This is a genomic window from Acinetobacter sp. CAU_H_S139_7 (assembly GCF_058599305.1).
The window spans coordinates 1654850-1673364 of sequence record NZ_CM178651.1 but is presented as its reverse complement, the minus strand read 5'-3'; the positions used below and the strand labels follow the sequence as shown (position 1 = coordinate 1673364).

The window sequence follows — 18515 nt, the reverse complement described above, 5'->3', positions numbered from 1 at the left end:
CCACTTATCATGTCTGATCGTCAAAGGTTTTTAAACAAAGTTGTGATTGTGACTGGTGCTGCTCAAGGCATTGGTCGCGGTGTTGCACTCCAAGTGGCGGATGAAGGTGCGCAAGTTGTCTTAGCCGACTTATCTGACTATGTCGATGAAACATTAGCAGAAATTGATGCGAAACAAGGTGATGCAATAATAGTCAAAGCCGACCTTGAAACCTTCGCAGGTGCACAAAGTGTTGTTGAAAAAGCACTTGAGGTCTATGGTCGTGTCGATGTACTCATCAACAACGTCGGCGGTGCAATTTGGATGAAACCTTTTGAAGAGTTTTCTGAAGAAGAAATCATCAAAGAAGTAAATCGTTCATTATTTCCAACGCTGTGGTGTTGTCGTGCTGTTTTACCTGAAATGATTAAAAATCAGAAAGGTACGATTGTAAATGTGTCTTCTATTGCGACTCGTGGCATTAACCGCGTGCCCTATTCGGCATCCAAAGGTGGGGTTAATGCCCTTACTGCATCACTTGCTTTTGAGCATGCCAAAGATGGGATCCGAGTGAATGCTGTTGCTACGGGTGGAACAGAAGCACCGCCGCGTAAAGTGCCACGTAATACAAATCCACTGTCTGAAAATGAAAAGTCGTGGATGCAACAAGTGGTCGATCAAACTATTGATCGTAGTTTTATGAACCGTTATGGCACGATTCAGGAACAAGTGAATGCGATTGTATTCCTTGCTTCAGATGATTCGTCATATATGACAGGTACAGTTGTTCCTGTCGGCGGTGGCGATCAAGGCTAATTGATCGTTACATTACTTTTATATACAGGATCATGTCTGCATGGAGGCAAATGAATGGCTACCCTGTTTAAAACTTTGAAAGAAGATTGGTCTATTTCAGCCACTGTCGCAGGATTTTTGGCGGTGCTGATTTCCTATTCAGGACCACTCATTATCTTCTTTCAGGCTGCACAACAAGCTCAGGTTTCCCCGACCATGATGATTTCATGGATTTGGGGTATTTCTATTGGAGCAGCCGTGGCAGGAATCTTTCTTTCCATTAAGTTCAAAGTCCCTGTGATTACAGCATGGTCTGCACCAGGTACGGCTTTATTGGTCACCCTGTTCCCGAATATTAGCCTGAATGAAGCTGTAGCCGCTTATATCACCTCAGCCGTGGTGATTTTCCTGATCGGGATCAGTGGTTACTTTGATAAATTATTGAAATGGATTCCGCAGTCGGTGGCTGCTGGGATGATGGCAGGTATTCTATTTCAGTTTGGTTTAGGTCTGTTTAGTGCCACTAACAGTATGCCTATTATTGTATTTAGCATGCTGTTTGTCTTTTTAGTCGCAAAACGAATTTCACCGCGCTATAGCATGCTTTGGGTACTGCTTTCAGGTGTAGCCTTGAGCTTTGGGCTTGGTGAAATGAATGCGGTGAGTTTAGATGTCCAACTTGCTATTCCTCAGTTCATCAGCCCTGAATGGACTTGGCACTCCACCTTAAACCTTGCCCTGCCTCTGATTTTAGTCAGTCTGACGGGACAGTTTTTACCGGGCATGGCCATCATGAAACTGAGTGGCTATGACATACCTGCCAAACCGATTATCACCACCACCAGTATTGTGTCTTTAGCTGTTGCATGTGTCGGCGGTATCACCATTGTTTTGGCGTCCATTACGGCTGCATTGTGTATGGGCAAAGATGCGCATGAGTTAAAAGAAAAACGTTATATCGCAGGCGTTGCTAACGGTATTTTCTATATTTTAGGTGGTTTGTTTGCAGGCAGTATCGTTCTGCTCTTTAGCTTGCTGCCAAAAGAGCTTGTTGCCGCTTTGGCTGGCTTGGCTTTATTGGGTGCCATTTCAACCAATATCGCTGTAGCCATGAAAGATGAATCTCAACGAGATTCTGCCCTCATTACTTTTTTAGCTACAGCTTCAGGTATGCACTTTTTGGGTCTAAGTTCCGTTTTTTGGGGCATCGTCATTGGTTTAACTGCGTATCTAATTTTAACCAAATGCAGCCCTGATGTTTCAGCTTTAGCTTCAACTCCAAGCTCCAATCCAAGTTCCAAAAGTTAATAGGTACGCTGTACCTAGGACAATATTATGATTGATAAAAGTTCAGCTTCTATAACAGAAGCACTTTCGCAAATAAAGGATGGCTCAACCATCATGATCGGTGGTTTTGGTACCGCAGGGCAACCTGCTGAACTGATTGATGGCTTAATTCAACTCGGCATTAAAGACCTTACCATCGTCAGCAACAATGCTGGTAATGGCGACTATGGTTTAGCCAAGCTCCTCAAAGCAGGTGCCGTGAAAAAAGTCATCTGTTCGTTTCCACGTCAGTCTGACTCTTGGGTCTTCGATGAACTCTATCGTGCAGGAAAAATTGAGTTAGAACTGGTGCCTCAAGGCAACTTGGCCTGTCGTATTCAAGCCGCAGGTATGGGACTTGGTGCAGTTATCACCCCAACTGGTTACGGTACCTTATTGGCTGAAGGCAAAGAAACCCGTCACATCGACGGTAAAGATTATGTACTGGAATACCCAATCAAAGCCGACTTTGCTTTGATTAAAGCCCAACAAGGCGACCGTTGGGGCAATCTGGTCTATCGTAAATCTGCACGTAACTTTGGTCCGATTATGGCAATGGCAGCCAACGTGACCATTGCACAAGTCTCTGAAGTGGTGGATTTAGGAGCTTTAGACCCTGAACACATCATCACCGCAGGTATTTTTGTTCAACACGTGGTACAGGTTCAACCTGAACCCGTTGCTGTGTAATCGGGAGAGCATCATGAGCTATCAAAAACTCAGCCGTAACCAAATTGCAGAACGTGTGGCACAAGATATTCCCGATGGTGCGTATGTCAATCTTGGGATTGGCTTACCGACCAAGATTGCCAGTTACCTGCCAAGTGACAAAGACGTTTTCTTGCATTCTGAAAATGGGTTATTGGCTTTTGGTCCACCACCTGAAAAAGGTCAAGAAGACCCTGAACTGATCAATGCAGGTAAAGAATATGTGACCATGCTGCAAGGCGGCAGCTTTTTCCATCATGGGGATTCTTTTGCCATGATGCGTGGTGGTCACTTAGATATTGCCGTTCTGGGCGCCTTTCAAGTGGCAGCCAATGGTGACTTGGCCAATTGGCATACCGGTGCGCCCGATGCGATTCCCGCGGTCGGTGGTGCAATGGACTTAGCTGTTGGTGCTAAAAAAGTCTTTATCACGACCGACCATGTGACCAAACAAGGTGAACCGAAGATCGTAGCTGAACTGAGCTATCCAGCAACAGGTTTGAAATGTGTGGATCGTATTTACACCGACCTGTGTGTGATTGATGTCACCGCAGACGGCTTAAAAGTGATTGAGAAAGTCGACGGTCTAAGCTTTGCAGAATTGCAGGCAATGACAGGTGCAACTTTAGTGGATGCGACACAGTAAATTTCAGAAAAATTTGCTAGAGCTTATAGTCATCAACAACCTGTCGAGCGCTTTAAAAATATTGTTTTTGCAACAGCAGTAGAAAATTGCTGTGAGTGAACAGGTTTTGTTGATGACAAAGTTTTTGGTCACTTTTTTAAAAAAGTGACGAGAACGAGCTACTGGTATTTGACTGAACACGGTAAGACTCCGTCGTGACTAGATACAGGTTATCTATCAGCAGAGTCCCGTTTCAAAGGACAAGATTAAACATGAAAGACGCATATATTATCGATGCCATTCGTACCCCATTCGGCCGTTATGCAGGTGGACTCGCTCCGATCCGTGCCGATGACTTGGGTGCAGTGCCAATTCAAGCCTTAATGCAACGTAATCCAAGTGTTGATTGGACCCAAGTCGATGACGTGATCTATGGCTGCGCCAACCAAGCCGGTGAAGACAACCGTAATGTGGGTCGTATGTCTGCACTGCTTGCAGGCTTACCTGTCGAAGTTCCAGCCACGACTGTGAACCGTTTATGTGGTTCATCTTTAGATGCGATTGCCATGGCAGCCCGTGCGATTAAAGCAGGTGAAGCAGACTTAATCATTGCAGGTGGCGTGGAAAGTATGTCTCGTGCACCTTTTGTCATGGGTAAATCAGAAACCGCATATGGCCGTAGCCAGAAGATTGAAGACACCACCATGGGCTGGCGTTTTATCAATCCTAAGCTCAAAGCGATGTATGGTGTAGACACCATGCCGCAAACCGCGGAGAACGTAGCACAACAATTTAATATTGATCGCGCATATCAAGACCAGTTTGCCTTGGCGAGTCAACAGCGCACCGCAACCGCGCAAGCTCAAGGCTTTTTTAAACATGAGATCATCCCGGTGAGTATTGCTCAGCGTAAGGGTGATCCGATTGTGGTCGACACGGATGAACATCCACGTGCATCGACCACCTTAGAAGGTTTAGCCAAACTCAAGCCAGTCGTCACAGCTGAAGGCACCGTCACTGCGGGGAATGCATCAGGCATCAATGACGGTGCGGCTGCTGTACTGATTGCTTCAGAAGCAGCGATTCAGCAATACCAGCTTAAACCGCGTGCCAAAATCATTGCTTCAACAGCAGTGGGGGTTGAACCACGCATCATGGGCTTTGCTCCAGCACCTGCCATCAAGAAGCTCCTCAAACAAGCCAATCTGACATTAGAGCAGATGGATGTGATTGAGCTGAATGAAGCTTTTGCTGCACAAGCACTGGCCGTTACCCGTGACCTAGGTCTGGCAGATGACACCACACAAGTGAATCCAAACGGTGGTGCAATTGCGATTGGTCATCCACTGGGTGCATCGGGTGCACGTTTAGTCACCACGGCTTTAAACCAGTTAGAACAAACGGGTGGGACATATGCCTTGTGTTCGATGTGTATTGGGGTTGGTCAAGGCATTGCAATGATTATTCAGCGCGTTTAATCCTCCTTCAGATCTGACGTGGTGTTTCTGCTCATAACACTTTTTGTTGATAACAACAGTGGAAACACTCAAAATTTTAATGAATTAAGGAAAAGCATATGCCAAGGTTTACTTCAAACAATGCCGAAATTCACTATCAGACCTTTGGTGACCCCAAAAATCCCGCGATCGTTTTTTCAAACTCGCTAGGCACAAACTTCAACATGTGGAAACCACAAATTACTTTTTTCCAGAAAAACTATTTTGTGATTTGCTATGACACTCGCGGGCATGGTCAGTCTTCCGCACCTCAAGGGCCTTATGATATTGAACAACTTGGTCTAGACCTGATACATTTATTGGACCATTTAAACATTGAGAAAGCCATTTTTTGCGGTATCTCAATGGGCGGACTCACAGGTCAGTGGTTAGTCATTCATAAACCTGAACGTTTTCACCGTGCCATTGTATGTAATACCTCAGCTAAAATTGGCAATGAACAGGCATGGAATGATCGCGCATCGTTAGTACGTACCCAAGGTTTAGAACCAATTGCATCAACGGCTGCGAGCCGTTGGTTTACCGAACCCTTTATCCAAAGCAACGCAGTAATTGTAGCAGCGCTTTCAAACGACTTAGGTGCTGGCAGCCCAGAAGGTTATGCGAGTTGCTGTGAAGCTTTGGCTAAAGCGGATTTACGTGAAAAACTCGAAAGTATTCATGTACCTTTACTTGTGATTGCTGGGCGTAAAGACCCAGTAACAACAGTCTCAGATGCACAGTACATGGTGAATCACATCCGAAGTAGTGCCCTATTTGAAATCGATGCCTCTCATATTTCAAATATCGAACAGCCCAAAGCCTTCAATCAGGCCATCTTAGACTTTATTGCTTAATGCTCTAGATCTGATCCAATAACAGCCCAACATGGGCTGTTTTTTTTCTTACCTATTTAAAGAAAGAGATAGGAATGCGTAAAACTCAGCATTAGAAATATGCTGGCTTTGGCTCATTCTATTTTTCCTCTTAAAATCATCAAAACTCAAAAATTGTATATAAAACAAACTGAAATTATTATGGTTTCAAAATCATATCTTCAGAATTTCACTTATTGCCAATCCTAAACTCACTAGATCCCATCATGTAAAGCCGAATCTACCCAGTTAAAATGAGCAAAATAGCCAATTCTTTTCTTTTATAAATTTTCTCGCACAGCAAAAGCCCTGACGCAATAGGAGGATATTTTTTCAATACATTCTGCTACTCAGCAATTTTTCTACAGTCTTTTGCTTATTTAACGGCAAAATTTCTCAACCAAGAGGATGCTGAAAAGCACCCTTAGAAACCTGGATTTTCCTCTTACTGTTTCAAGTTTTTCAGTTTTTTTCTAAAAGATCATGGCATCAGCTAGATAGACGTTAACAACAGACAAAAACGTCCATCTACATTTTAACGTAACAAGTTGATGTTTTAATTGATGAAAGTGATATTCTTCAAGTTCAATATTGATCCAGTAAAGCTTAGCAACTGAATTGATCATGGTCGTCAAGCCAACCAAAAGAGCTGGAATAAATTGATCAGATCATGTACAGATACAAACCATATCAAACTTCAGCTTTATTTTGATATACAGTTTAGTTACATAAGAAATGATCTAGATCTGATGTAGAGTGAGCTACCGACTAAGAAGTCTGAGTTGACCTCTTTTCAGGACTCGAGTTGTACCTGTGGCATAAAACGGAAACAAATATGCTGCTTTTGGTCAATTTGGCTTACAATGTAAAAAAGAGTAATAATCCGAAAATTTGTAATCTTTTAACATTGTCAATTCCTTGCAAAATTTACATTATATTGCCGAAGTTTGGCACTAAGCATCTACGTCAATTCAAACAAACTATAAAAAAAATGTAGAACTTTATGCCATAATACGCAAACTTTGCAGCCATCTTGCAAAGATTTATTGCAATTTATAAATGGAGCAAGCTAAATGAGTTCGACCATTTTGGTTATTCATGGACCGAATCTAAATTTGCTAGGAATGCGCGAACCAGAGGTCTATGGTTCTCTAACGCTGAACGACATCAATCAGCAACTCATTGCACAAGCTGAAAATGCTTCAATTTCTCTCGATACTTTCCAAAGTAATTGGGAAGGCGCCATTGTCGACCGTATTCATCAAGCCCAAGCGGATGGCGTCCAATTTATTATTATTAACCCTGCTGCACTCACGCACACCTCTGTTGCTCTTCGTGATGCCTTGCTTGGTGTAGCCATCCCATTTATTGAAGTTCATTTATCAAATGTTCATGCGCGCGAAGCGTTTAGACATCATTCATATTTATCAGATAAAGCCGTTGGCGTTATTTGTGGCTTAGGTGCTCAAGGTTATAGCGCTGCGCTCAATTACGCTCTCACTAAAATTCAACCCTCTACGCAATCATAATTAGGAATACTGTCACATGGATATTCGTAAAATCAAGAAACTCATCGACCTGATGATTGAATCTGACTTACAAGCGATTGAAGTTAAAGAAGGCGATCAATCGATTGCGTTGACTCGTCGCAGTCCAGTTGTTGCAGCTGGTGCTGCTGTTGCTATGGCAGCTCCTGTTGCTCAAGCACCAGCGGCTAAAACACCACGTGGTGCTGTAGAAACATCTCCAATGGTTGGTGTGTTTTACGCGGCACCAAGCCCAGGTGAAGCGCCATTTGTTAAAGTCGGTCAAACCATCACTGCTGGTGAAACACTTGGTATTATCGAAGCAATGAAAATCATGAACCCGATTGAAGCAACGCAAAGCGGCGTGGTTGAAGAAATTTTAGTGAAAAACGGCGAAGTGATCCAATTCGGTCAACCATTATTCCGCTACCGCGCGTAATAGACGGGGACTTATAATGTTGCAAAAAGTTTTAATTGCAAACCGTGGTGAAATTGCCTTGCGCATCACCCGTGCCTGCAAAACTTTAGGAATTAAGACTGTAGGGATCTATTCAGATGCCGACAAAGACTTAATGCACCTACGTTTTGTAGACGAAGCAGTATGTATTGGACCAGGTGCGAGCAGTGAAAGCTACTTGAACATTCCTGCCATTATTACAGCAGCTGAAATTTCAGGTGCAGATGCTATTCACCCAGGTTATGGCTTCTTATCAGAAAATGCTGAATTTGCTGAAATTGTAGAAAATTCTGGTTTCATTTTTATTGGACCGCGCCCTGAACACATCCGTTTGATGGGTAACAAAGTTTCTGCGATTACAGCAATGCGTAAAGCAGGTGTTCCAACCGTACCGGGTTCTGCAAATGCGGTTACACCGCAAAATGCGCTGGCTGAAGCTAAAGAAATTGGTTTCCCATTGATCGTGAAAGCTGCTTCTGGTGGTGGTGGTCGTGGTATGCGTATTGTAGAACGTGTCGATACTCTGCTTGAATCCGTTCAAGCCGCACAGCGTGATGCTGAAATGTGGTTTGGCGATGACACGGTGTATATGGAACGTTTCCTACAAACACCTCGTCACGTTGAAGTCCAAGTTCTTGCCGACGGTAATGGCCACGCGATTCACCTCTATGACCGCGACTGCTCTTTACAGCGCCGCCATCAGAAAGTGCTAGAAGAAGCGCCAGCGCCAAACTTACCTGAACAAGCACGTGCTGACATTTTAGAAGCTTGCGTAAATGCTTGTAAATTAATGCAGTACCGCGGTGCAGGTACATTCGAGTTCTTGTTTGAAGATGGTGAATTCTTCTTTATTGAGATGAATACACGTGTTCAAGTTGAACACCCTGTAACTGAAATGGTGACAGGTATCGACATTATTGAACAACAGCTCCGCATTGCTGGTGGCTTAGGTCTTGAAATTGAACAAGATCAAGTTGAAGTCAAAGGCCATGCGATTGAATGCCGTATCAATGCTGAAGATCCAACGACTTTCTTACCTTCACCGGGTAAAATTGAGAATTTTTATGTGCCAGGTGGTGCAGGTATTCGTCTTGATTCACATATCTATCAAGGCTATAGCATTCCGCCATACTATGACTCGATGATTGCGAAGCTGATCGCACACGGTAAGGATCGTAAAACATCACTTGCACGCATGCGCCAAGCGCTTGATGAAATGATTTTGACCGGTATTAAAACCAATATTCCATTGCATAAAGATTTGATTCTTCAAGATGAAAAATTCTGTGAACAAGCAATGGATATTCACTACCTTGAAAAGCACCTGTTAAAGCAAATTGAAGACAATCAAGATAAGTAATTGTCTTGATCCTTAAATAAAAAACCGCGATAAATCGCGGTTTTTTATTTATAAAACAATTAATTAAGGTAGTACGCGACGTAGCGTTGCAAAGCATTGCTGTGCTTTATCATTGGCACAAAAATTAATGGTCGATGGACTTTGCCATTTCACAAAATACTGAGACATTTCACCAGTCTGATCTTCTTGTGACCCAGAACAATCTACTTGGTTATTGTCAAATTTGACCTGTAAAATTAAAGCAGGCAGTTGCACATTTTTATCGGTTGATGGCTGGTAATCATAAATTCCCGTAGACCATTCTTCCCCACTTTTAATCACAACATCACTATTACTTTTAAAATTATAGTATTCAACGCATTTACGATTATTTGGAATTTCCATTCCCCATAAGCCCACAATTTCAGGGCGTGTCGTTACACGAATATTATTTTGATTTGATGCTTGAGTATCCTCAGGCTGACTTGGCGTATTTGCCATAAGCACTGATGAAGTTAACATGAATAACATGCCGAGTAATGTTTTTTTCATACAAGCCATAATGTTTTTAAGCGTCCCACTAAATTAGCATATTTTGATTCAAAACATCATTTTATAACCATTTCATAACAATCTATTTTTTGCTATGCATTGCAATCTCGACTTAACAAAACGATTTATTGTCAGCACTAGATAAATCCTACTTTCAGAATCGAAAAAAGACCGCCTAAGCAGTCTTTTTTGTATGTCGTGATATTTGAATTTAGGCTACAGGTGCCAGTGTAAACAGCACCTGACCTGTTTTTACCGTTTGCCCTTTTTCAATGGTAATGGCTTCAACCTTCATCCGCTCAGGTGCAATAATGGGAATTTCAATTTTCATGGCTTCAATCACGGCCAAAGTTGCCCCTTCTTCCACAATGTCTCCAGAGGTACATTCAATTTTCCAAATAGAACCCGGCATATGCGACTCGACTGCACAGCCACCTTCAGGAATTTGAATTTCACTGTCGTCTAAAACCGCATCTAGACTTTCAGAAACATGTTCAGCCAAACCTGCCTCATGCCAACGACGGCGTTCATCTTCAAAGTTCGTTTGCTGTACTGCTTTAAAATTTGAAATGGATGCTGCATTTTCAATGAGGAAGTTATTATATTCTTTTAAATTTAAAACCCCATCTTCTACACGAAGCTTTAAGCGCCCCGCTTTAAAGTCTTCCCGCATTTGCATCAGTTCTGTTTCAGACACTTCGTAAAATTTAATTTGATCAAAGAAGCGCAGTAGCCATGGCTTATCCTGTTCAAAGTCAGGATTTTTGCGGTAACGACTCCACATTTGGGTTGTACGTCCAACAAACTGATAACCGCCCGGGCCTTCCATACCATAGACACACATATATGCGCCACCAATACCGACTGCATTTTCAGGCGTCCAAGTGCGTGCAGGATTATATTTGGTAGTTACTAAACGATGACGTGGGTCCAGCGGCGTTGCCACAGGTGCACCCAAGTACACATCCCCCAAACCCATCACCAAATAATTGGTGCTGAATACGATATCCTTCACTGCTTGCTTTGACTCTAGACCATTGATACGACGAATAAACTCAATATTGTCAGGACACCACGGCGCATCTGGACGGACTGTTTGCATATAACGTTCAGTCGCCAACTGAGTTTGTGAGTCCTCCCAAGCCAAAGGCAAATAGACTGTGCGCGAAGGCACTTCCATTGCGGTCACATCAGGCAATTCACTTTCTGCTTGCTGTAAAAGGCATAATAAATGTTTTTGATCTAGCACCAATGAATCAAAATGAATTTGCAGCGAACGAATACCCGGTGTTAAGTCTATAATCCCTTCGATACTTTGGTCTTTAACCCATTGCATTAAAGCATGAATACGGAAGCGTAAATTGAGATCTAAAACCAACTCTCCATATTCAACCAACAGATAGCTATTACCTGCAGGACGATAAGTCACATCAGGTCTAGCGTTCTCACCTTTTAATGTCGCTAAAACGGCATCTGATAAGGTCTCCATTTCAGCATGAAAGCTTGGAGCAAATTCTACATTTTCAGTCGTATCCGCTGTTAACGCTGCGCTATATTTTTGATTTAATACTTGTGCTTGATCATAAGAAATTGGGATAAATTTAACTTTATCGCCCGCTTTAAGTTGACCAATTTTCCATAGTTCTGAGCTAACCACCACCGCAGGACAAACAAAGCCGCCTAAACTTGGACCATCGGGTCCTAAAATAATTGGCATATCTCCAGTGAAGTCAATCGCGCCAATGGCATAAGCATTATCATGAATATTCGAAGGATGCAGCCCTGCCTCACCACCATCGGTACGTGCCCATTCAGGTTTTTCACCGACTAAACGAATGCCTGTACGACTTGAGTTAAAGTGAATTTCAAATTCTTTCTCAAAGAAGCGCTCAATATCTCGTTTGGTGAAAAAGTCTGGCGCACCATGCGGTCCATACATCACTGCAATGTTCCAAGCCTGACTAAAGCTTGGCACCTCTGCTGCACTGAGTGCAACAGTTTCTACCGAGCTATAAGCCGTAATAGGCAACATATCACCAATAAGTAAATTGCGTCCTGCATGACCACCAAACTGACCTAAAGTAAAAGTTGCTTGCGAGCCTAAGTATCTAGGTACATTAAATCCGCCTTTAATGCCAATATAACTGCGACAACCTGTGGTGATTTTACCTGTTTTAAGAATTTGCCCTTTTTTAACATTAAGGGTCTGCCACATGGCAACATCGACACCATCCAATGTCGCAAGCATGTCGCCACCCGTAATCACGATTTGGCTGTCACAATGAAATTTTAAAGTTGGGCCTTGTAATGTACATTCTAGCCCTGCGGTATTAAATGGATTCCCCAATAGTTGATTAGCAACATTTAACGATAGTGGATCAATCGCACCCGATGGTGGCACTCCAACATCCCAGTAACCCAAACGACCATTGACATCTTGTATTGACGTTTGAATACCGGACTGTAATACCTCAACTTTTTGGGTTTTCCACTCAAAAGTATTTAAGAAACGTGTAGTCTGTGTCCCTGCTTTAAACACTTCACAGTCAATAATATTCTGTAAATACTCAAGATTAGTTTCAATTCCTGCCACTGAGGTTTTTGCCAAAGTATCGCTCATGGCCTGAATTGCACTTTCACGGTTTTCGTGAGTCACAATGATTTTGGCAATCATTGGATCATAAAAGGAAGACACATTTGAACCTGTTTCCACCCATGTTTCATTACGGGCCTGCGGGTCAAACTCGACATAGGTCAGTAAGCCAGCACTGGGTTGAAAGTTCTTAATTGGATCTTCGGCATATAAACGGACTTGGATCGAATGGCCTTTAGGTGCAAGTGTATCTGTTGGTGCAGTCCAGTCACCGCTACCTAAAGTGACCATCCATTCCACAAGGTCTACACCAAACACTTGTTCAGTCACACCATGTTCAACTTGCAGACGTGTATTCACCTCTAAGAAATAGAATTGCTGGGTGTCAGTATCCATCACAAATTCAACCGTACCTGCCGAACGGTAATTTACTGACTGCATCAGTTGAACCGCAATACCCTGAATATAATCACGTTGTTCATCATTTAAATGCGGTGCTGGGGTCTCCTCGATTACTTTCTGGTTACGTCGCTGTACTGAACAGTCCCGCTCTCCCAAAGCCAAAACCAAACCTTGGCCATCACCAAAAATTTGGACTTCAATATGACGCGCATTTTCCACAAACTTTTCTAAATACAAGCCTGCATCTTTAAAGTTAGCTTGGGCCAAATAAGATACCGTTGCATAAGCATCTTTAAGCTCTGTTTCGTTCCACACCAAACGCATACCAATACCGCCACCACCCGCGGTACTTTTCAGCATTACGGGATAGCCTATACGATTCGCCTCTACCAGTGCTTCCGCTTCATCTGCTAAAAGTTGGCTCCCCGGTAACAATGGCACGTTCGCCTGAATTGCAAGTTCACGTGCAGTATGCTTTAAGCCAAAACTACACATTTGTGCAGAATTTGGCCCTAAAAACACAATGCCCTGTGACTCACACAAATCACAAAACTCCGCATTTTCAGACAGGAAACCATAGCCCGGATGAATAGCTTCAGCACCTGCTTCTTTCGCGACCTGTAAGATTTTTTCAATATTTAAATAACTTTGACTGGCTGGGCTATCACCAATAAATACCGCTTCATCAGCCAAAGTCACATGCAAGGAATCACGGTCTGCTTCTGAATAAACCGCAACCGACTGAATGCCTAACTTCTTTAATGTACGAATTACTCGGCAGGCTATTGCACCACGGTTGGCAATGAGAACTTTTTTAAACATGCAGATTACTCCTTGCCTTCACGTACAATCATTTGAATTTTGGTCGGGTTATAGGCATTACATGGATTGTTCAGCTGCGGGCAGTTAGAAATCAGCACGATAAGATCCATCTCCGCTTGAATTTCAACATATTTACCCGGCGCCGATATTCCATCGTCAAACTTGAGATGCCCATCACTACTCACGGGTACATTCATAAAGAAGTTAATATTCGGCCCAATATGACGAACATTTAGTCCATACTTTTTTGCGATAGGGTGCAAAGCTAAAGCTGTCATAAAGTTATTACGGCAACTGTGCATCGGAAATGTGTCGTGTGCATAACGTACGGTGTTACTCTCACATGAACAAGCACCGCCTAAGGTGTCATGGCGACCACAGTTATCATCATGGATCGTGGCGATTTTGTTACCATAGTTGGTATATAGAGCTGTGCCTTTTTCGAGATAAATCTGCTGATTAATGGCTAGAGTATCGGTTGCGCTGTAACGTTCTTCAGGATTGTTCGCAGAAATTAATAAAGTATCGACTGCTTGGTTGCCTTCGAGGTCAATAATGCGGAAACATTGCCCTTTCTGGACTTCACACATCCATGCCTCACCCGCTGGACAGACTTCATTTAAAACGGTTTGATCAAATGCTTGTAAACTGGTCATGCGTATTCTCCTCGGGCTTAAACAGCATCGAATGCGTAATAACGCGCGTTGTTTTGAAAACCGCGTTGGTTTTGTGGGCATGAGTCACGACAGACATCATGTGCTGTTAAAGCTGAAGCTTTGAATAAGCCCATTTGAATATCGGCAGGCTGATACTTTGCTGCTTGGCTTAAACCATGTGGCGCAGCAGATAAAAACACCAGACAGTCCATCTCAAAACGCAATTCAATAGTTTGATGGGTATTATCGACATCGATATAAGATAAGTTGCCTACATCATCAGGGCGAACTTTAGAGAATAGGTTGACCGTAGCTGACAGGTCGGCTTGACCTAATGAATACTTGGTCATTTCAAGTAATAGGCTGTCGCGTCCACTTCGATACATCTCATTTCGTGCATCTTGGAAAGTTTGAGTGCCGAATTGTTTTTGAATTTGTTCTGTGCGACTCGGACCACACAAAGCATCATTCCAACCATGATCGTCTTGAATGATTGAAGCCATGACCCGACCTAAGTCTGAATACAACACATGCCCTGTACTTAGAAATGCCGTATGTTGTGCCTTTAAGCTATCGGGCATATTAAAACGTTCGAGCTTGTCTTCACTGTTGACACAGAAAAGTGAAACGTTGGCTTGTGCTCCCAATGCTTTGAACTGTAACACTGTGCTGCGTTGAATACGCCCAGACCAGTGATGCCCACCCGGTAAAAGTTCAGTCCATAGTGCGTTATCGTCGTGATAAGTTATTGTGCTCATGCGCTTCTGCCTAAATCGTAACTGTTTACCTCCCGGGCTTTTATCCCTCCGTGTAGTTCTTTCGAACCGTGAACTCTCGGTCGCAGACATACATAAAATAGATATGTATCGGAACCCTAGATCACTCTTTCAGATTAGACGATGCAAAGGCTGTGCCAATTTAGTATTACGATTTTTAAACTTCGTAATACTATTTATGAGCAATAAATGGGCACTTTAGATTTCAAGCACGCATATTTTCGCTATGCGCACTAAAAAGCATCAAATTTTAAGAATTACTTCATTAAAATTTCATGGAACATGTGACGCAGCCACTGATGACTGGTTTTGTGATGACAAGACATATGCCAATACTGTTTCACCCCATAACTTGGGAAGGCAATTGGTGCATTAAAGATTTTTAAATTGCCACGTGAAAGCAGCACTTCACTCAAATAATACGGCACTGTCGCAATCGCGTCGGTTTCTTGTACCACCAAACCTACCCCTAAATAGCTCGGTAAACGCATTAAAATGTCACGTTTTAGTTCTAAATTAAGCAGTTCATTTTCAATATGGTAATGTCCCATGCCTGCATCAATATCGATATGTGACTCAGCCAAGTACTGCGCTGTGCTGATACTGTCACCTGTCAAACGCGGATGATCTTTGGCAGCAATCACCACATAATACTGCTCGAACAGTTGCTGTTGATAAAAGCCATTTTCCAGTTGAGGTAAAAAACCCAGCGCCAAATCAATCTCACCATTTGCCATTTGATAACTGGTTTCAGAGGTGATCGGACGGATATTCAAACGAATATGCGGCGCATGTTTCTTTAAGTATTGCGAAATTTTCGGCAACAGCACCAAATGCGAAACATCGGTCATGGCCAAACTAAACTGTTGCTGCGAAGTGGCTTGGTCAAAATCAATCGTAAAGTTATTGATGATTTCAACCTTGTTTAAAGCCTCACTGACCAATGGAAATAACTGTTTCGACAGCTCAGTTGGCACCATTTCATTGCCAATCCGCAAAAATAGCGGATCATTATAATGTTGGCGAATTTTATTCAGAATGTTACTCACCGTCGGTTGACTCATTTCTAAATGATCAGCCGCCAGTGACACACTTTTAAACTTATAAACGTAAAAAAAGATACTGAGTAATTTACAGTCCAGTTCAAACACGAAAAAAATGTTCCTTATATGCATGTGATGGTAGACGATCCATCATCTACCCATTATAGCGATGATCCAATGCTCAAAACTTACTTTTACAAGCATCTAGGTCTAATATCAGACATTTCAGCAATATAGTCAAACTACTTTATTATTCATACAGGATTCGAAAAAAACTTGAAATAACTCATCGACTGAATCGATCAACCATTCTTTACGCTTACGTTTAACCCATGCCCACATCTGTTCTATAGGATTTAAATCAGGGCTGTATGCAGGAAGCCAAAGAATTTTATGCCCTTGTTGTTCCAATAACTCCTGAATATCTGCTCTTTTATGAAATGCTGCATTATCCATAACCACTACACTATTTTCAGGTAATGCTGGTATGAGGAATTGCTCAATCCAAAAATGAAAAACATCTGAATTGATTTTGCAGTCAAATAAACCGACTGAAAATAAATACCCTTTATGGATTGCTCCAATAGCATTGGTCTGATTCTTTAATTGCCAATTATATTGCCCTAAACAGGGTACTCCTTTTCGTGAGTAGCCATGAGGTCTGTAATCATGTGACTTAAAACCACTTTCATCCAGATAAATAATCGGATGGTTTTTTTCTAATTCATTCACTTGCTGAATAAATTTATCCCTGAGCTTTGTATCTGCTTTAGGATGGCTTAACGTCTTTTTTTAACTGTAATATTTAAGCGCTTTAATGCAGCACCAATAGATGAAACACCACAATTAAAACGTGCAGCACGTTCATATTGATAAGCATCAGGATACTTTTCAACATCTTCACGTAAAGCATCATCGTTAATTTTAGAAGGTTTACGTACACGAGTTTTTTTAATCTCTATACGTTTCTTCCATTCAACAATGGTATTTTTATTAATTTCAAATTGTGTAGCTACCGCTCGAATAGAATAACCTTCCTCAAGCTTAGCTAAAATTTTACGTCTAAAATGTTCTGAATAACTCATTGCACCATTGTATTGGTTTTATAATGATTTGACTATAAAAGCACATTAATTATACCTTTAGCTGTTCTGAACAATTGATGCTTTCCCTGAAAAGTTATGACGCATGATCTGCATGTATTTTACAAAATAAAAAAGGCCCGAATCAATCGAACCTTTGATGAAATCAACCATGCCAATTATAGCTATTTAAATCATTTTCTTCACAGGCATAGCTAAGAATATTTACAGTTTTAGTCCAGCAGCTCGACGGCAATAGCAGTCGCCTCACCACCACCAATACATAAAGCAGCTACACCCTTCTTCCCACCAGTACGTTTCAAGGCATGCAGTAAAGTCACGATAATACGTGAACCAGATGAACCCAATGGATGACCAAGTGCACAAGCACCACCATTCACATTAACTTTTGCAGGGTCTAAATGAAAACCATCAATTGCAAGCATTGTGACCATCGCAAATGCTTCATTGACTTCCCACAGATCCACATCACTCGCAGACCAGCCTGCTTTGGCTAAAACTTTCTCAATGGCACCTACAGGGGCAATGGTGAACTCAGATGGATGCTGGGAATTACTTGCATAAGCCACAACTTTTGCCAATGGCTTAAGACCACGTGCATCAGCAACTTCGGATGAAGTTACAACCAATGCCGAAGCACCATCCGAAATAGAGCTCGAATTTGCCGCGGTAATCGTGCCGTCTTTTTTAAATGCCGGACGTAAAGTTGGAATTTTATCCACTTTGGCATTGAGCGGCTGTTCATCCTGATCAACCACAACATCGCCTTTACGGCTACTCACCGTCACAGGCACGATTTCATCTTTAAAGAAACCACCTTGAATCGCAGCAACGGCTTTATTTAAAGAACCAATGGCATACTGATCTTGCTGCTCACGGGTATAGCCTTTTTTATCTGCCATTTCTTGAGCAAGTACACCCATCGACAGACCTGTTTCAGCATCTTCTAAACCTTCTTGGAACATGTGATCAGTGGTTTTACCATGTCCCATACGGTAGCCCGCGCGTGCTTTTTCAAGTAAGTACGGCGCATTTGACATCGACTCCATACCACCGGCCACCACAATTTCAGCTGAGCCCGCTTTAATCGCATCAGCCGCTTGCATGACGGCTTTCATACCAGAGCCGCAAATTTTATTGATGGTTGTTGCACCCGTTGAGTCAGGTAGACCCGCCATACGCATTGCTTGACGTGCAGGGCCTTGTTTTAAACCTGCTGGAAGTACGCAACCAAAGATCACTTCATCCACATCGGTTGGTTGTAGGCCAGAACGGTTTAACACTTCTCTAATTGTCACCGCACCAAGTTCAGGCGCGGTACAGCTCGACAGTGAACCTTGAAAACCACCCATTGCTGTACGTACACCGTCTACAATAACAATCATTTTCTATTTCATCCTTTTTTGCGTTTTATTTGCTTTTAGCCCAATTAAGAGACTTAA

The 18515-nt window shown here is 42.4% G+C and carries 17 protein-coding genes and 1 riboswitch; of the genes, 9 read left to right on the top strand and 8 right to left on the bottom strand.

Annotation, left to right across the window (positions count from 1 at the left end):
* Positions 1-9 precede the first annotated feature (9 nt).
* From benD to accC, 9 genes are all read left to right on the top strand, one after another.
* Positions 10-795, top strand: a complete 786-nt coding sequence (benD, locus tag AC4MC0_RS08210) for a benzoate diol dehydrogenase BenD (RefSeq protein ID WP_491887476.1) — start codon at positions 10-12, stop codon at positions 793-795.
* Positions 796-849: 54 nt separating this feature from the next.
* Positions 850-2082: a benzoate/H(+) symporter BenE gene (gene benE, locus AC4MC0_RS08205; protein ID WP_491887475.1), complete on the top strand. Its 1233-nt coding sequence runs from the start codon at positions 850-852 to the stop codon at positions 2080-2082.
* A 27-nt stretch (positions 2083-2109) separates the two neighbouring features.
* Positions 2110-2790, top strand: a complete 681-nt coding sequence (locus AC4MC0_RS08200; protein ID WP_491887474.1) for a 3-oxoacid CoA-transferase subunit A — start codon at positions 2110-2112, stop codon at positions 2788-2790.
* A 13-nt stretch (positions 2791-2803) separates the two neighbouring features.
* Positions 2804-3454 carry a 3-oxoacid CoA-transferase subunit B gene (locus AC4MC0_RS08195; protein WP_491887473.1) on the top strand — a complete coding sequence of 217 codons (651 nt, stop codon included), beginning with the start codon at positions 2804-2806 and terminating at the stop codon, positions 3452-3454.
* Positions 3455-3705: 251 nt separating this feature from the next.
* Positions 3706-4911: a 3-oxoadipyl-CoA thiolase gene (pcaF, locus tag AC4MC0_RS08190; RefSeq protein WP_491887472.1), complete on the top strand. Its 1206-nt coding sequence runs from the start codon at positions 3706-3708 to the stop codon at positions 4909-4911.
* Between the two features lie 98 nt (positions 4912-5009).
* A complete protein-coding gene (gene pcaD / locus AC4MC0_RS08185) occupies positions 5010-5786 on the top strand; it encodes a 3-oxoadipate enol-lactonase (protein ID WP_281962904.1) in 777 nt (258 codons plus the stop codon).
* A 1091-nt stretch (positions 5787-6877) separates the two neighbouring features.
* Positions 6878-7333 carry a type II 3-dehydroquinate dehydratase gene (gene aroQ / locus AC4MC0_RS08180; protein ID WP_176537683.1) on the top strand — a complete coding sequence of 152 codons (456 nt, stop codon included), beginning with the start codon at positions 6878-6880 and terminating at the stop codon, positions 7331-7333.
* A gap of 16 nt (positions 7334-7349) precedes the next feature.
* On the top strand, positions 7350-7769 hold the full coding sequence (accB, locus tag AC4MC0_RS08175) for an acetyl-CoA carboxylase biotin carboxyl carrier protein (RefSeq protein ID WP_062034808.1): 420 nt from the start codon (positions 7350-7352) through the stop codon (positions 7767-7769).
* Positions 7770-7785: 16 nt separating this feature from the next.
* Positions 7786-9147: an acetyl-CoA carboxylase biotin carboxylase subunit gene (gene accC / locus AC4MC0_RS08170; RefSeq protein WP_114836663.1), complete on the top strand. Its 1362-nt coding sequence runs from the start codon at positions 7786-7788 to the stop codon at positions 9145-9147.
* Between the two features lie 63 nt (positions 9148-9210).
* On the opposite strand, the gene AC4MC0_RS08165 is transcribed toward accC, so the two are convergent.
* The 8 genes from AC4MC0_RS08165 to AC4MC0_RS08130 form a co-directional block, all read right to left on the bottom strand.
* Positions 9211-9678 carry a hypothetical protein gene (locus tag AC4MC0_RS08165; protein WP_035326445.1) on the bottom strand — a complete coding sequence of 156 codons (468 nt, stop codon included), beginning with the start codon at positions 9676-9678 and terminating at the stop codon, positions 9211-9213.
* A gap of 211 nt (positions 9679-9889) precedes the next feature.
* The gene (gene uca, locus AC4MC0_RS08160) at positions 9890-13495 is read right to left on the bottom strand and encodes an urea carboxylase (protein ID WP_491887471.1); all 3606 of its coding nucleotides are present in this window, start codon (positions 13493-13495) and stop codon (positions 9890-9892) included.
* A gap of 5 nt (positions 13496-13500) precedes the next feature.
* Positions 13501-14151, bottom strand: coding sequence for an urea amidolyase associated protein UAAP2 (locus AC4MC0_RS08155; RefSeq protein WP_419380752.1), 651 nt, complete (start codon positions 14149-14151; stop codon positions 13501-13503).
* A 17-nt stretch (positions 14152-14168) separates the two neighbouring features.
* A complete protein-coding gene (locus AC4MC0_RS08150) occupies positions 14169-14909 on the bottom strand; it encodes an urea amidolyase associated protein UAAP1 (protein ID WP_491887470.1) in 741 nt (246 codons plus the stop codon).
* A 27-nt stretch (positions 14910-14936) separates the two neighbouring features.
* Positions 14937-15040, bottom strand: a riboswitch (guanidine-I (ykkC/yxkD leader).
* A 144-nt stretch (positions 15041-15184) separates the two neighbouring features.
* On the bottom strand, positions 15185-16078 hold the full coding sequence (locus AC4MC0_RS08145; protein WP_004979763.1) for a LysR family transcriptional regulator: 894 nt from the start codon (positions 16076-16078) through the stop codon (positions 15185-15187).
* A 129-nt stretch (positions 16079-16207) separates the two neighbouring features.
* The gene (locus AC4MC0_RS08140) at positions 16208-16702 is read right to left on the bottom strand and encodes an IS630 family transposase (protein ID WP_005402039.1); all 495 of its coding nucleotides are present in this window, start codon (positions 16700-16702) and stop codon (positions 16208-16210) included.
* 47 nt (positions 16703-16749) lie between these two features.
* On the bottom strand, positions 16750-17055 hold the full coding sequence (locus tag AC4MC0_RS08135) for an IS630 transposase-related protein (RefSeq protein WP_262471488.1): 306 nt from the start codon (positions 17053-17055) through the stop codon (positions 16750-16752).
* A 230-nt stretch (positions 17056-17285) separates the two neighbouring features.
* On the bottom strand, positions 17286-18458 hold the full coding sequence (locus tag AC4MC0_RS08130; protein ID WP_151837004.1) for a thiolase family protein: 1173 nt from the start codon (positions 18456-18458) through the stop codon (positions 17286-17288).
* Positions 18459-18515 lie beyond the last annotated feature (57 nt).

Coding starts and splice junctions, on each gene's coding strand:
- benD (WP_491887476.1), top strand. CDS start 10: ATGTCTGATCGTCAAAGGTTTTTAAACAAAGTTGTGATTGTGACTGGT.
- benE (WP_491887475.1), top strand. CDS start 850: ATGGCTACCCTGTTTAAAACTTTGAAAGAAGATTGGTCTATTTCAGCC.
- AC4MC0_RS08200 (WP_491887474.1), top strand. CDS start 2,110: ATGATTGATAAAAGTTCAGCTTCTATAACAGAAGCACTTTCGCAAATA.
- AC4MC0_RS08195 (WP_491887473.1), top strand. CDS start 2,804: ATGAGCTATCAAAAACTCAGCCGTAACCAAATTGCAGAACGTGTGGCA.
- pcaF (WP_491887472.1), top strand. CDS start 3,706: ATGAAAGACGCATATATTATCGATGCCATTCGTACCCCATTCGGCCGT.
- pcaD (WP_281962904.1), top strand. CDS start 5,010: ATGCCAAGGTTTACTTCAAACAATGCCGAAATTCACTATCAGACCTTT.
- aroQ (WP_176537683.1), top strand. CDS start 6,878: ATGAGTTCGACCATTTTGGTTATTCATGGACCGAATCTAAATTTGCTA.
- accB (WP_062034808.1), top strand. CDS start 7,350: ATGGATATTCGTAAAATCAAGAAACTCATCGACCTGATGATTGAATCT.
- accC (WP_114836663.1), top strand. CDS start 7,786: ATGTTGCAAAAAGTTTTAATTGCAAACCGTGGTGAAATTGCCTTGCGC.
- AC4MC0_RS08165 (WP_035326445.1), bottom strand. CDS start 9,678: ATGAAAAAAACATTACTCGGCATGTTATTCATGTTAACTTCATCAGTG.
- uca (WP_491887471.1), bottom strand. CDS start 13,495: ATGTTTAAAAAAGTTCTCATTGCCAACCGTGGTGCAATAGCCTGCCGA.
- AC4MC0_RS08155 (WP_419380752.1), bottom strand. CDS start 14,151: ATGACCAGTTTACAAGCATTTGATCAAACCGTTTTAAATGAAGTCTGT.
- AC4MC0_RS08150 (WP_491887470.1), bottom strand. CDS start 14,909: ATGAGCACAATAACTTATCACGACGATAACGCACTATGGACTGAACTT.
- AC4MC0_RS08135 (WP_262471488.1), bottom strand. CDS start 17,055: ATGAGTTATTCAGAACATTTTAGACGTAAAATTTTAGCTAAGCTTGAG.
- AC4MC0_RS08130 (WP_151837004.1), bottom strand. CDS start 18,458: ATGATTGTTATTGTAGACGGTGTACGTACAGCAATGGGTGGTTTTCAA.